Raw genomic sequence first — 14,158 nt, forward strand, 5'->3', positions numbered from 1 at the left:
GCGGCGGCCTGGCCGCCGCCCGCCATTTGCTAAAATTCCGGCCGGGCTTCGCGGTCGGACCATCCGAGTTGGTTCGGTCCGGACAACGGAGCCGAGTGTCCGCTTCTCTCTCTGAGCCGATTCGATACCTAAAGCCGGCCAATTGGCTATGCTTAGCGCTCATTCCTCAGAACCTGCCGCAACATGCTTAATGCCGCCCAACTCAAAGCCTTGTCAGTTTTTGCGATATTCGCAATCATCGGTTTCGGTCCGATTTCTCCCGGTTGCTTGATCGGCATGTTTGTCGTGGTCAAGCGTCCGGAATGGTTCCGCCGGCTAGTGCGCGGTATTTACGACTATCCGCACGATGTCGATTTCGTAGCTGCCGCCGAAACTCGCGGAGCGCGAATCAAAACCTTCGCCAGTTTGGTGACGCTGTTCGTGATCGACATCGCGCCGGTACCGGTCACGCCGGTGGTCGCCTTTGCGATCATCCTAAGCCGGCCGCGCTGGTTTTACCGGACGGTCAGGCGGATCTACGGGCAAGCGGCCTGATACGGATCGGTGTCAGGATTGGGCAATTCCCGGTTTTCGCTGTCGTCCGCGCCGAATCGGGCAAGCTAATTGGGAGCAGGAAAATTACCGGCATCCAGCGCCAGATTCAATTGCAAGACGTTGACCCTCGGTTCGCCCAACACCCCCCATTGCCGGCCTTGGGTATTGGCTGCGATCAATTCCCTGACTTTTGCTTCGTCGAGTTTACGTGTCTTGGCGATGCGATGAACTTGATACGCCGCCGCCGCCGGACTTATATGCGGGTCTATTCCGCTACCCGAAGCGGTGACCAGATCGACCGGCACGGGCGCTTGATTGTCGGGATCGGCCTGTTTCAGAGTCCGGATGCGGGCGGCTACGGCTTCGCTCAGTGCCGGATTGGTCGGCCCCAGGTTGGAACCGCTGGAGACTGCGGCGTTGTAAGGGTAGGGCGCGGTGGCCGACGGCCGGCTCCAAAAGTATTGCGGATCGCTGAAGCTTTGCCCGATCAAGCGAGAGCCGATCACCTCGCCATGGGCCGTTTTGATCAAACTGCCGTTGGCTTGCTCGGCAAATACGGTTTGGGCGACCAGGGTCACCAAGGCCGGATAGACGGCGCCGGTGGCCAGGGTCAATAACAGCAGCATCACCGCTGCGGGTCTTAAATAATTGGACATATTCGCTCCTTATACCCAGTTCATCGCAACCAAAAATAAATCGATCGCCTTGATGCCGATGAACGGCACGATCAAGCCGCCGACGCCGTAGACCAGCAAGTTGTTGTGCAGCAGTTGTTCGGCGCCGACCGGGCGGTATTTGATGCCTTTCAAGGCCAGCGGGATCAGGGCGATGATGATCAAGGCATTGAAAATCACCGCCGACAGAATGGCACTGGCGGGCGTCGCCAGGCCCATCACGTTGAGTACGTTCAAGGCCGGATAGGTGGTCGCAAACGCTGCCGGAATGATCGCGAAATATTTGGCAACGTCGTTGGCGATGCTGAAGGTGGTCAGCGCGCCGCGGGTCATTAGCATCTGCTTGCCGGTTTCGACGATTTCGATCAGTTTGGTCGGATTGGAATCCAGATCGACCATGTTGCCGGCTTCCTTGGCGGCCTGGGTGCCGCTGTTCATCGCCACTGCCACGTCGGCCTGAGCCAGCGCCGGGGCGTCGTTGGTGCCGTCGCCGGTCATCGCCACCAGGCGGCCGTCGGCCTGGTGTTGGCGGATCAGATTCAGCTTGGCTTCCGGCGTGGCTTCGGCCAGAAAGTCGTCGACGCCGGCTTCGGCGGCAATCGCCGCGGCGGTCAGCCGGTTGTCGCCGGTGATCATGACGGTTTTGATGCCCATTTGCCGCAATTCGATGAAGCGCTCCTTGATGCCGCCCTTGACGATGTCTTTCAATTCGATCACACCCAAGGCCTTGGCGCCTTCCGCCACCACCAGCGGCGTGCTGCCGCGGCGGGCGACGTCGTCGACCAGAGTCTTCAGTTCCGCCGGCCATTTGCCGCCTTGGGTTTCGATGTGCTGGCGGATGGAATCGGCTGCGCCCTTGCGGATATGTCGGCACGGCTCGCCCGGTTTGCATTGGTCGCCCGGCAAATTCACGCCGCTCATCCGGGTTTGGGCGCTGAAATGGACGAAGGTGGCGCCCAGAGAACGGATGTCGCGTTCGCGCAAACCGTACTTTTGCTTGGCCAGTATCACCACGCTGCGGCCCTCCGGGGTTTCGTCGGCCAGCGAGGCCAGTTGCGCGGCATCGGCCAAAACCGCCTCCTTGACGCCCTTGACCGGAAAGAAGCCGGAAGCTTGGCGGTTGCCCAGCGTGATGGTGCCGGTTTTATCGAGCAGCAATACATCGACGTCGCCGGCAGCTTCCACGGCGCGGCCGGAAGTAGCGATGACGTTTTTTTGCATCATCCGGCCGATACCGGCCACGCCGATGGCCGACAACAGGCCGCCTATGGTGGTCGGGATCAGGCAGACCAGCAATGCTACCAATACCGTGACGCTGATCGGGCGGCCGCTGCCGGCGGTTTCCACGCTGTAAATGGAAAACGGCAGCAAGCTGACGACCGCCATTAAAAACACCAGCGTCAAGGCCACCAAAAAAATGGTCAGGGCGATTTCGTTCGGGGTTTTCTGGCGCTTGGCGCTTTCCACCATGCCGATCATCCGGTCCAGAAAGCTTTCGCCAGGGTTGGTGGAAATGCGCACCACCAGCCAGTCGGACAGCACGCGGGTGCCGCCGGTCACCGAGCTGAAGTCGCCGCCGGACTCGCGGATCACCGGTGCCGACTCCCCGGTAATCGCGCTTTCGTCGACCGAGGCCACCCCTTCGATGACGTCGCCGTCGCCCGGTACGAAATCGCCGGCTTCGATCAGCACCACATCGCCCCTGCGCAAACTGGAGCCGGCGACTTTGCTGTAGTTGCTGCCGTATTTCGCTTCATCCAGCTTTTTGGCGGCAATGTCGCGCTTGGCGCTGCGCAGAAAGGCGGCTTGGGCTTTGCTGCGGCCTTCGGCGACCGCTTCGGCGAAATTGGCGAACAGCACGGTGAACCACAGCCACAGCGTAATCGCCAGACTGAAGCCGGCCGGTTCCTCGCCGCCGCCGTTCCAGGCTTGCAGCCACAATACGCTGGTCAGGATGCTGCCGAGATAAACCACGAACATCACCGGATTTTGCCATTGCCGGCGTGGCGTCAGTTTGGCAAAAGCACCGATAATCGCTTGTTGCAGGATTTGCTGGTCCATCAAGGACGTTGAAACAGGTTTGCTGGTCATAGTGTTACCTCTATCAATTCTCTGTAGGCCGGAGTAAAGCAGTTTGAGCGGTAGCGAAAACCGCTGTTTCCGGCGCATGGCTGAAGTTAATGGTGACCGAGCATTTGCAACTGCTCGACGATAGGGCCCAAAGCCAGCGCCGGCACGAAGGTCAATGCGCCGACCATCAACACGGTGACGATCAGCAACACCGCAAACAAGGGCGTATGCGTCGGCAGGGTGCCGGGACCGACCGGTACCGTCTTTTTGGCCGCCAAGGAGCCGGCAATCGCCAGCACCGGAACCATCAGCCAATAGCGGGAGAACAGCATCGCCAACCCCAGCCAGAGGTTATAAAACGGCACGTTGGCCGACAAGCCGGCGAAGGCGCTGCCGTTGTTGTTGCCGGCCGACGACCAGGCGTACAGCACTTCGCTGAAGCCGTGGGCGCCGGGATTGAAGATCGAGGCCTTGCCGGCGTCCAGCATCAGGCTCAACGCGGTACCGCCTAACACCATCAAGGGCGGGATCAAGATGACGATGGCGGCCATTTTCATCTCGTAGGCTTCGATCTTTTTGCCCAAGTACTCGGGGGTACGGCCTATCATCAGGCCGGCGATGAACACCGCGACGATGGCAAATACGATCATGCCGTACAAACCGGAGCCGACGCCGCCGAAAATCACCTCGCCGAGTTGCATCAGCCACATCGGCGCCAAACCGCCCAGCGGCGTGTAGGAGTCGTGCATCGAGTTGACCGAACCGTTCGAAGCAGCCGTAGTCGCTACCGCCCACAATCCGGAATTGACGATGCCGAAGCGGGTTTCCTTGCCTTCCATATTGCCGCCGGCTTGTTGCGCGCTGATGCTTTGGTCGATGCCCAACGCCGTCAAGGCCGGATTGCCGCTTTGTTCGGCCGGCACCGTGACAAAGATCAACGCGACGAACACCAAGGTCATCGCGCCTAAAATGGCCCAGCCTTGGCGGGTGTCGCCAACCATGAGCCCGAAGCTGTAACACATGGCCGCCGGGAGCAACAGAATCGCCAGCATTTCCAGGAAATTGGATAGCGGCGTAGGATTCTCGAACGGATGGGCGGAGTTGACGCTAAAGAAGCCGCCGCCGTTGGTGCCCAGTTGCTTGATGGCGATTTGCGAAGCGGCCGGGCCTAAGGCCAGGGTTTGTTGTCGAGTCTGCAGGGTTTCGCTGGCCGGCTTGCCTTCGGCATCCACCATGGCTGTGCCATCCGCATCCAGCTTCGGCGCCGAGTAGCTGACGGCTTGCAGCGTATTCACGGTCTGATACGGGTTGAAGGTTTGCACCACGCCCTGGCCGACCAGGACCAGGGCCAACACGAACGACAACGGCAGCAGGATATACAAGGCGCCGCGGGTCATATCGACCCAAAAGTTGCCGATACCCTGGGCATTGCGGCGGGTGAAGCCGCGAATCAACGCGACCAATACCGCCATACCGCTGGCCGCCGACAGGAAGTTTTGTACACTCAACCCCAACATTTGCGTCAGATAGCTCATCGTGCTTTCCCCGCCGTAGCCTTGCCAGTTGGTATTGCTGGCAAAGCTGACCGCGGTATTGAAGGCCGAATCCGGGGGCACCGCCGGCAAGGCTTGCGGATTCAACGGCAGCACGTCTTGAAAGCGTTGCAACAGATAGACAGCCAGCAAACCGAACAGGTTGAAGGCCAAGGCCGCCCAGGCATACTGCTGCCAGCGCATGTCTTGCTCGGGATCGACCCCGCTCAGACGGTAACACAGCCGCTCGACCCCGGCGAACCAGCGGTTCAATCCGACCGACTCGTCCTGGTAAACTCGCGCCATATAACTGCCCAGCGGTTTGGCTAGTGCAATCAACGCGATCAGATAACTAGCGATTTGCAAAAAACCCGGTCCGTTCATCAGAATTTCTCCGGGTAAAACAGCGCGACCAGCAGATAGATGAACACGGCCAAGGCCAGGCCGCCGCTCAATAGATAAATCCAGCTCATGCTTGCCCCCTTAGCGCATTGCAGCCGGCCACTAACAAGGCGCTGGCGGCAAAGAAGGTCGCCGCTACCAGTAAATACAGGATGTCCATCGTTACCTCCACTCATTAAGCCGGCTTTGCAGCCGTTATCGATTGCGTGGCGATAGGGTAAAGACAGGCCGGTAAAAATGCCGTAAAAAAGGCGTTAACCGGGATAAAGAAAATATAAGGATTTTGTATTTGGCTGTAGCTGCGGAATTCGAGTGGTGGACGTTATGCGGCTCGGCTACTGGAACGTAGTCTGCGCGGTCGAATTCTAGGCTGTCGAGGTTCGCGGGCGATCAGAGGATTTGAGCGGAGAGCAGGCTATCGGCCGGGCGGCGGCCGACAGCTTGAACATATAAAAAACGGGAACCGGGCTCCGGCGCATGCCGCAACCCGGGGAAAGTCGGGTTATGCCGCCGCCAGACCTTTGACGATGTCCAGCACCGCTTGGGCGTGGCCTTCGTGGTTGACGCCGTACATGGCTTCCACCAGCTTGCCGTCTTTATCGATAATGAAAGTGGAGCGAACGATTTTCCATTTTTTGACGCCGTCTTTTTCCACTTCCTGCCAAGTGCCGTAACTGTCGCACAAGGTGCCGTCGGTGTCGGCCAGCAGTTGTACGTTCAGGCCGTATTTGGCAATGAAGGCGCGGTGGCTTTCGCAATCATCTTTGCTGACGCCGATCACGACAGTATCCAGCGCTGCGAATTCTTCGGCCAGGCCGGTAAAGTCGTTGGCTTCTATGGTGCAGCCCGGCGTGTCGTCTTTCGGATAGAAATACAGCACGATGTTCTTTTCGCCCTGATAGTCGGCCAGATAAACCGGTTTATTGTGTTGGTTGACGGCGCGGAAGAAGGGCGCTTCCTGGTTTTTTTCTAATTGTGACATGCGATTCTCCTCTCGAATTCGGCCTGTAGGAACCGGAGCCAAGTCCGGGTGGCGCTGCGTTGGCGGGCGCCGGGTTTTCAAGACCAACGGTCGTTGAAATTGGGAGCGGTTTTCGGCGAAAACCGCAATTGGCCGATTATGAACCAAGTTTTCAGGCCCTATCTACCCCAAAAGCAGTGGGGCAAAGTCGGCTCCGGCTAAGGGCTCTGGTAAGGGAGAAATTCGCTGCTCGGTTAAGCCCACTGCTCGTCGATTTTACCGTCGTGGCCGCAAAACACCGCGCGGGTCAGGCCGCTGAAAATGCCGTGTTCGATGATGCCGGGGATGGCGTTCAGGCGGTCGTTCAGGGTTTTGCCGTCCAGATTGGGTTCGAACGCCACATCCAGTACCAGACTACCGTGGGAGGTCACCACCAAGCCGTCCTGGTTCGGGGTCTGCCGTAAATTGCCGTGGCCGCCGATCGCAGCGACGCTGCGTTGCACCAAACGCCAGGCGAACGGGCTGACTTCAATCGGAATCGGGAAGTTTTCGCCGATCCGTTTTACCCGTTTGCTGGCGTCGATCAATACCAAAAACGAGTCGGCGGCCTTCGCCATCAGCTTTTCCCGCACCAGATCGTAGCCGCGGCCTTTCAACAGCGTCAGGTCCGGCGCCACTTCGTCGGCGCCGTCGACGTATAAATCCAGACCGTCGATATGTTCTATGCCCAACAATGCCAGGCCCAACTGCTTGGCCTTATTGGCGCTGACCACCGAGCTCGACACGACTTTGAATTTCAAACTCTCCTCGCTTTGCCGGCGCGCCAGTTCTTCGATGAAGAAATTGGCGGTGGAGCCGGTGCCGAGGCCGACGATCATGCCGTTTTGCACCTGCTGAGCCGCGTAGTGGGCAACGCGTTGTTTATCGTTCATGGCCGTCTCCTCGCATTTAGGGTGGTTTTACTCTTCCAGTTTGGCGATCCGCGCTTCCAGTGCCTTGAATTTTTGCAGTAGCTCCGGCAGTTTGGCCAGCGCCGCTAATTCCCGCCACGCCACTTTACGATCCTTGGCCGGGCTGCCGAACACTTGCGCGCCCGGATCGACATCGGCCGAGATGCCGCTGCGCGCCATTACCACTGCACGGGAGCCGATCTTGACATGGTCGGCGACGCCGGTGCTGCCGGCCAGAATCGCGCCGTCTTCGATGGTGCAGGAACCGGAGATGCCGGATTGGCCGCAGATGATGACGTTGCGGCCGACGATGTTGTTGTGGCCCAGTTGCACCAGATTGTCGATCTTGCTGCCGGCACCGATTTTGGTCGCGCCCAGCGCGCCGCGGTCGATGCAGGTGTTGGCGCCGATTTCGACGTTATCCGCGATTTCGACGTGGCCGACGTGCGGTACTTTGACGTGCTGGTTGTCGCGGAATTTGTAACCGAAGCCGTCGGCACCAATGACCGCGCCGGCGTGAATGATGACGTGGTTGCCGATCACGCTGTGGTCGTAAATCACCGCATTCGGGTGAATGTGGCAGTGTTTGCCGATCGAGACGTGGTTGCCGATGCGGGCGCCGGCCTCAATGGTGCTGCTGTCGCCGATGCTGCTGTGCTGGCCGACCGTGGCAAACGGGCCGACGTGGACGTCGTAGCCCAGCGTCGAGGTGTCGGCCAGTACCGCATGTTCGGATACCTGGCGTTTCAGTACCGGCTCCGGGTGTAGCGCCTTAACCGCATTCAAAAAGCTGATTTCCGGGTCCTTGCACACCAGCAGGGCCAGGTTTTCCGGGATGTCGCTGTCGATCAAGGCTTCGCTGATAAAGCAAGCCGAGGCTTGGGTGTCTTTCAAGTATTTTTTGTATTTGCCGTCGCTCAACACCGTCACCTGGTGGGCGTGAGCGGACATGATATCGGCGGCGGAGTTAATGAAGACCGAAGCGTCGCCGCCGTGTACGATGGCGTCGCAATGTTGGGCCAGATCCTTAATAAGCATGTGGTTTCCTATTTCCAAATTCCAATGATATGGGTGAAGTCGTCGGTCCAGGGTTGCAAACCGAAGGTCAACGGTAATTTTTGCCAATGGCCGAGCCGGCTTTGTTGCAGACGTTGCAGGCGCTCCGGATTCTTGGCGATCACCACCCAGTCGGTGGCGAGCACCAGAGGGACATCGGTTTCCGGTTTAAATTCCTGCAGCAAGGCCTCCAGATGCAACTGGTTGACGTGGTCGGCCATGACTTTTTTCAAAGCCAGATGGCGGTTGGTGATGTGAAACGCCAGCAGGCCGTCGTCTTTTAGCTTGGCGAAGTATAGCTCCAGGGCCTCGCGGGTCAGCAGATGGGTCGGCACCGCATCCGAGCTGAAGGCGTCCATGACCAGCAGATCGAAACTGCGGTCCGCGGCTTTGGCTAGCGACAGGCGGGCGTCGCCGACCACCATTTCGGCTTGCGGATTGCAACGGCTCAGATAGCTGAACCATTTCGGATTTTGTGCGACTTCAACCACCAGAGGGTCGATTTCGTAGAAGGTCCAGTGTTGGCCGGGTTTGAAGTAGCAGGCCAGCGCACCGGCGCCCAAGCCGACCGCGCCGATATTCCAATGCTGGTTTTCGGCGTCGAATTCGGCGAACACCTGGCCGATCGGGCCGGGTTTGCTGTAGTAGGTCAACGGTGTCGTCAGGTTGCCGGGGGTCAGGCGTTGCGCGCCGTGTTTAGTGGTGCCGTGGTACAGCTCGTGTACAGTTTCCGGTTTCTGGTTTTCGTCGGGGATTACTGTGTCGCGCACCGACATCACGCCGAAGAAGCTGCGTTCCTGGTACAAAATATTGGATGCCAAGCTATGCAGGCCCAGCGTAAACAACAACAACACGCCGGTCAGCGAACCCAGCGCGATCGGGCTATGGCGCAGTGCGTAACTGACGCCGGCCAGCAGGATCAGGGCGCCGCCGATCAGATCCAGGTAGTCGAACAATTCGCGGCTGCTGAAATAAACGACCAGGCCGACCGCCAGCACCACGGCCGGGAAAATCGGCTGCAGAAACCATTTGCCGTCGAAAAAGCCGGGACGCAACAACAGTGCCGCGACGATCATGATCGGGTATTCATAGACCGAGTTGAACACGAACGGGGCGACGAAGGTATTGAACAGTCCGCCCAACATGCCGGCGAACGACATGACCAGATAAAAACGAGTCAGATATTGCGGATGCGGCCGGCTTTTAGCCAATTCGCCGTGGCAAACCATTACCGCCAGGAAAAACGCGATCAGGTGCAGAATCAGGTCCAGCCAATAAGGCAGCGTGGCCGGATTGATGAAGGAATAGGCGATGAATACCGTCAATACCGCCGGCTGCGCGGCCAGCATCCACGGCCGGAGCCGGTCGGCCCATGTGCTGAACACCAGAATGAAGGTCAGCAGGTACAAGGTCAGCGGCACGATCCACAACAACGGTACCGCGGCGATGTCGGTGCTGATGAATTGGGTCAAGCCGAGCAACAAGCTGGACGGCACGAAAGCCAAGGCCAGCCAATGCAGTTGTTGTAAGGTCGAGGGCGGTTCGATGCCGGCGTCGGCCAGCACCTCGTCGTCGGCCTTATCGGCCTGATTCCGCCAAAAACTGATGCCGCAAACCAGAATAAGCAAGCATAAGCCGACGTAACCGCCGCTCCAGACCAGCCGTTGCGTCGTCAGGCCCAAATTGGGTTCGATCAAAAACGGGTAGCTCAATAGCGCCAACAGGCTACCGGCGTTGCTGGCGGCGTACAAATAGTATGGATCGCCGCTGCTATGGTGGCCGCTGTGCGAAAACCATTTTTGCAGCAACGGCGCTGTGGTCGACACGACGAAGAAGGGTAGGCCGATGGCCAGAAACAAAGTCCAGATCAGCCATAAAGTCGGGTTGCCGGCGGTGGGCGGCGTCGCGTCTGCCGGCAACGCTACCGGTAATGCGATTGCACTGAATATCAGCAGCGCGGTATGGATTTGCAATTGGCGCTGGCTACCGAAACGCGAACTGAGCCAATCGGCATAGAGATAGCCGAGAAATAGCAGAGTCTGGTAAAACACCATGCAAGTATTCCAGACCGCCGGAGTGCCGCCCAGCAGCGGCAGTAGAATTTTGCCGAACATCGGCTGCAGCACGAACATCAACGTTGCGCTGGCGAACAGGGTGGCGGCGAACGGAATGACAGGGGAAATCGATGGTTGGCTGTTAGTTTGCTGGGTGCTGTTCATTGTTATTCTGGTTGTGGCCGAACAAGTCTCGCCCCATCATAAAGCATTTGGCTGCGCTTGTGGCCGCTGGCGCTTGCGTGGGCGTTTGGATTTAACGGCGCTTGCCGGAGACCTGCAGTCAATCAATCTGCCGAAATTGATTAACTAGAACGCCGCCCGCGATTGCTTTCTGGCCGACGAATATTACCGATGGAGGACTCGTGCGATCGCCGAAAAAGCGGACGTCGATGTGGCGATGATCCGTTAAGACTTTGGTTGTCAGGAAAGATTGTCAGAAGCGATTGTGGCCCGAACGCCGCAACCGTTCTGAACGATCTATTCTGTCATTTGCTTTGGCTGAGCAAAGGTATGGTTGGGCTTTGGTGCGGAAAGAACCACCCGGCAGGGAATAGAGAAAGGCTCTCTGCCGGGCCGGCAATTTTAGTTATGCGCAAAACAACATGTGGTCCATCAGGGTGTTCAGTCCTTGTTGGTTGTTAACGCCAACCAAACCGATAATCTGCAACTCATTCGGACCAATATTCAATGCGTCATCTCCAACTCCTCCGGTACTGGTAGCGGATAGATAGCCTTGGGAATTGATATGGACGTCGGCAAAGTTGGTACCGCTAATGTCGCCTTTGCTACCGATCAAGTCATTAGCCAAGGTGACTTTTATTCCGGTGACGTTGTCGAATTTCAAGAAGTCTTCTGTCAGCTTGAAATCGATAATTCGGCTAATCTCTCCCGGGAGGACGGAGTCTTTGTCTTGCAATAGAAATGTGTCAATGCCATTACCGCCCATGGCGATATCGCCTTCACCGGCATTAACGTATAGAGTGTCGCCTCCGGCATTGCCAAGCAGGCGATCCGCGCCTTGCCGGCCGATCAGGATATCGTTACCCAAACCGCCGGATAAATAGTCATTACCACTGCTGCCGATGACTAAGTCATCACCTTGGCCTCCGTACTCGAATACGTCATCAGAATTAGCGATGACTAAATCGGACCCCTTGGTTCCGATATTGCCCCAAGTGGTCGAGTAGACCGTGTTGGCACCAGAGCCAAAATCGAAACCGATTTTTTCAACGCTTCGATCCACCAACAGGCCGGCATTAATAGGATGCGTCAAAAGCTGAGTAGGATCTGTGTTCGGTAGGCCGATGCTGACCGTGGAGCCTTTCACATAGAACTGCAGATCCTCCACACTCGTGATCCCGCCAACAATCAGAGTGTCATTACCGCCAGCGTCTGTACCGCCGCTGAGTTCCAGGTTTCCATACATGATGTTGTCAGGAACCTGGAGATTGCTGTCCGGTCTCGAGCTGTAGCTGGCTGTTCCACCCGTTCGTTCGCTCACCACAGTGGCAGCCGAATTCAATGCCACGTAATAGGTGTCGTTGCCCTCGCTGCCCAACAATTGGACGAAATCGTAGACGCTACTGTCGGTACCGACTTCCAGGCGATCGTCGCCTTTGCCGCCGACCAGAATATCATCGCCACCGCCGCCGTTCAGGCTGTCGTTGCCGTCAGAACCATCCAGCCTATTGATGTTGGCATCACCAACGAGCATATCGTTTTGCTTGCTACCCAATATATTGCCAAAACCGTTGAATTGATCGAAGCCAACGATATCTTGGCCGGCGGCGTCGTAGGCTAAACCGACACCGGCGGCGATGTTAACTTCAGCTGTCCCGACTGCCCATGCATAGGACAGCGTGGCTTTTTGCGGTTCTTGAGGCGCTGCATTGATTGGGGACTGAGTCATGGCTGTATAGAGGTTCAATGTATTGAAGCCTTCTCCTCCCATCACCACCGTGCTGGCACTGTTCTTAAACCAAATAAGGTCGTCGCCTTTGCCGCCATCGAATATATTTCCGTCATTGGTGTCGGCATTGTTATCGTCCATTGCCATGATGATATCGGCACCATCACTGCCCTTGGCGTTCCAATTGCCGCTGCTCAAATTCGCGTAAATCAGTTTGTAGTCCAGTGATTTGGTTACGCGGGTTAGATCCAGAGGATCCTTATATTCGTTGATTTTAAGTCGTTCGCTAGCGCCAGACGCTACGGTTAGCAATGGACTGGCAGTGGGCGACGGTAAAGAGCCGCTGGCGTAAATAACCAAATTGCTATTCTCGATAACCGGTTTTATTTGTAGGTTATTGGGGGTCATAATGCCGCCGCTGTTGGTATAACCGTAGTTATTGATAATCAGGGTATCGGTACCGCTAGTGTCGGTGATGTGAACTCTCTGCAGTAGGTCAAAACCATCCAGCACATAACTGTCGTCACCTAGCCCTCCGTTGAGTTCAATCGTTACTAGATTGGCGCTTGGTGTACCAGAAGGCGTAATGGTCAAAGTGTCGTTACCATCCCCACCGACCAAAGTGTCCGCACCACTAAAACCGTTCAACGTGTCATTGCCCAAGCCACCGGTGAGTGTGTCGGCATATAGGCTACCGAATAACTTGTCATTGCCCGCCAAGCCGTCGATTGTTGGCAACGACCCGTTTGGGATAAATGCGAAGTTGGGAGTAAAGGTTTGCGTGGCGAAGTTGTATGAACCGCTGCCGCGGTTGTACAGCACGTCATCGCCGGTGGATGCGGCGGCAGCCCAGAAGTCGGAGAAGGCGATCGGGTTGATTCCTTCAAATGCAACGAATTCGACGTTGTTTTTGACGGTAACGATGTTGCCGGCAGTGATTTTGTCGGTGAATACCAAATCGCTGCCACTTTTGTTTATCGTGTAGTTGATCTCAGCTTTTTGCAGATTCAGCGTGTCGATACCGTCTCCGCCGTCGATATTGTCTTTGCCGGTGCTGTAAACCAGATTAGGCGTCGGATTAAGGAGATTATTGATCGACTCGTACTGGACGAACGTGTCGTCACCTTTGCCGCCCAATAAGGTATCGTCGCCTTTGCCCAACAGTAACCCGTCGTTGCCGTCGCCGCCGTCCAAAGTGTCGTTGCCGGCCTCGCCGGAAAGAGTGTCGTCGCCGGCCATGCCTTCCAACTTGTTGGCGGCGGCATTGCCGATTAACCACTGGCCGAATTCATTGCCTTTGATGTTGGTGGCAGACGTACTGCTGCTGTAATCCCAAGTCCAAAAAGTATCCGCCGGCGTCAGCTTGGAGGCGGAGCCAGCGCTCAACCAGCCGATGGCCTGGCCGGACGCCAACACATAGCTGATGGCGCCTTTAACTTGAATCTTATTCTCCGGATAGGGGCCCGGAGTTACGCCTTGGCCTAAACCTTCCTGGATTGTGTCGACGATGCTATCCACCACGTAAAAATCGTCGCCGTTACCGCCGATCAGTGCGTCAGTCCCGCTGCCGCCGTCCAGATAATCGTTACCGCCGAAGCCGGTCAGCGTGTCGTTACCGTCGCCGCCGAGCAAGGTATCGTTAAATTCAGTGCCGAATAATTTGTCATTGCCAAGGCTGCCGTCGAACACAGCGGCAGGGCCGCTGTAGTTCAAGTCCTGGGTGAAAGCGTTGTTGGCGTACGTGCCGCTACCTACCCGGTAAAGAATGTCATCTCCCGACGACGACGATGAGGCTTGTATCTGTTGTAACGTTAGGAACTGCGTGCCAGCGTTAAAACTGAATGACTCGATATTGGAAACCGTTGTGGAACCACTCGGATCGCTAAGCGTAACGCTAGTGGCTGTTTTGGAAATCGCATAGGCTTCGAATGTATTGGCAAATATCGCGGTGTCATTGCCGTTTCCTCCATCTAAGTTATCTGTTCCTGTTCCGGTAATTAGAATGTCATCGCG

Annotated in this window: 10 protein-coding genes; 1 reads left to right on the forward strand and 9 read right to left on the reverse strand. The window is 57.0% G+C overall.

All coding sequences use genetic code 11. The features are described from left to right. Nucleotides 1–183: 183 nt before the first annotated feature. Nucleotides 184–534: a hypothetical protein gene (locus tag NP603_RS21195; protein ID WP_256612857.1), complete on the forward strand. Its 351-nt coding sequence runs from the start codon at nucleotides 184–186 to the stop codon at nucleotides 532–534. A gap of 65 nt (nucleotides 535–599) precedes the next feature. On the opposite strand, the gene kdpC is transcribed toward NP603_RS21195, so the two are convergent. From kdpC to NP603_RS21240, 9 genes are all read right to left on the reverse strand, one after another. Then, the gene (gene kdpC, locus NP603_RS21200; protein WP_256612858.1) at nucleotides 600–1,190 is read right to left on the reverse strand and encodes a potassium-transporting ATPase subunit KdpC; all 591 of its coding nucleotides are present in this window, start codon (nucleotides 1,188–1,190) and stop codon (nucleotides 600–602) included. 9 nt (nucleotides 1,191–1,199) lie between these two features. Beyond that, nucleotides 1,200–3,299, reverse strand: a complete 2,100-nt coding sequence (gene kdpB, locus NP603_RS21205) for a potassium-transporting ATPase subunit KdpB (RefSeq protein ID WP_256612859.1) — start codon at nucleotides 3,297–3,299, stop codon at nucleotides 1,200–1,202. 86 nt (nucleotides 3,300–3,385) lie between these two features. Then, nucleotides 3,386–5,194, reverse strand: a complete 1,809-nt coding sequence (gene kdpA, locus NP603_RS21210; protein ID WP_256612860.1) for a potassium-transporting ATPase subunit KdpA — start codon at nucleotides 5,192–5,194, stop codon at nucleotides 3,386–3,388. After that, complete coding sequence (locus tag NP603_RS21215; RefSeq protein WP_256612861.1) at nucleotides 5,194–5,283, reverse strand: potassium-transporting ATPase subunit F; 90 nt, start codon at nucleotides 5,281–5,283, stop codon at nucleotides 5,194–5,196. The genes kdpA and NP603_RS21215 overlap by 1 nt, the downstream gene beginning before the upstream one ends. 431 nt (nucleotides 5,284–5,714) lie before the next feature. Further along, nucleotides 5,715–6,194, reverse strand: coding sequence for a peroxiredoxin (locus NP603_RS21220; protein ID WP_256612862.1), 480 nt, complete (start codon nucleotides 6,192–6,194; stop codon nucleotides 5,715–5,717). A 233-nt stretch (nucleotides 6,195–6,427) separates the two neighbouring features. Beyond that, entirely contained in the window at nucleotides 6,428–7,105 is a 678-nt protein-coding gene (gene rpiA, locus NP603_RS21225; RefSeq protein WP_256612863.1) for a ribose-5-phosphate isomerase RpiA, read from the reverse strand. A gap of 27 nt (nucleotides 7,106–7,132) precedes the next feature. Then, nucleotides 7,133–8,161 carry a UDP-3-O-(3-hydroxymyristoyl)glucosamine N-acyltransferase gene (gene lpxD / locus NP603_RS21230; protein WP_256612864.1) on the reverse strand — a complete coding sequence of 343 codons (1,029 nt, stop codon included), beginning with the start codon at nucleotides 8,159–8,161 and terminating at the stop codon, nucleotides 7,133–7,135. A gap of 8 nt (nucleotides 8,162–8,169) precedes the next feature. Next, nucleotides 8,170–10,398 carry a fused MFS/spermidine synthase gene (locus NP603_RS21235; RefSeq protein WP_256612865.1) on the reverse strand — a complete coding sequence of 743 codons (2,229 nt, stop codon included), beginning with the start codon at nucleotides 10,396–10,398 and terminating at the stop codon, nucleotides 8,170–8,172. A 424-nt stretch (nucleotides 10,399–10,822) separates the two neighbouring features. Next, the coding region (locus NP603_RS21240; protein WP_256612866.1) for a beta strand repeat-containing protein at nucleotides 10,823–14,158 on the reverse strand (3,336 nt) is incomplete at its 5' end.

This window comes from Methylomonas aurea (assembly GCF_024505045.1).
GTDB classification, from domain to species: Bacteria; Pseudomonadota; Gammaproteobacteria; order Methylococcales; family Methylomonadaceae; genus Methylomonas; species Methylomonas aurea.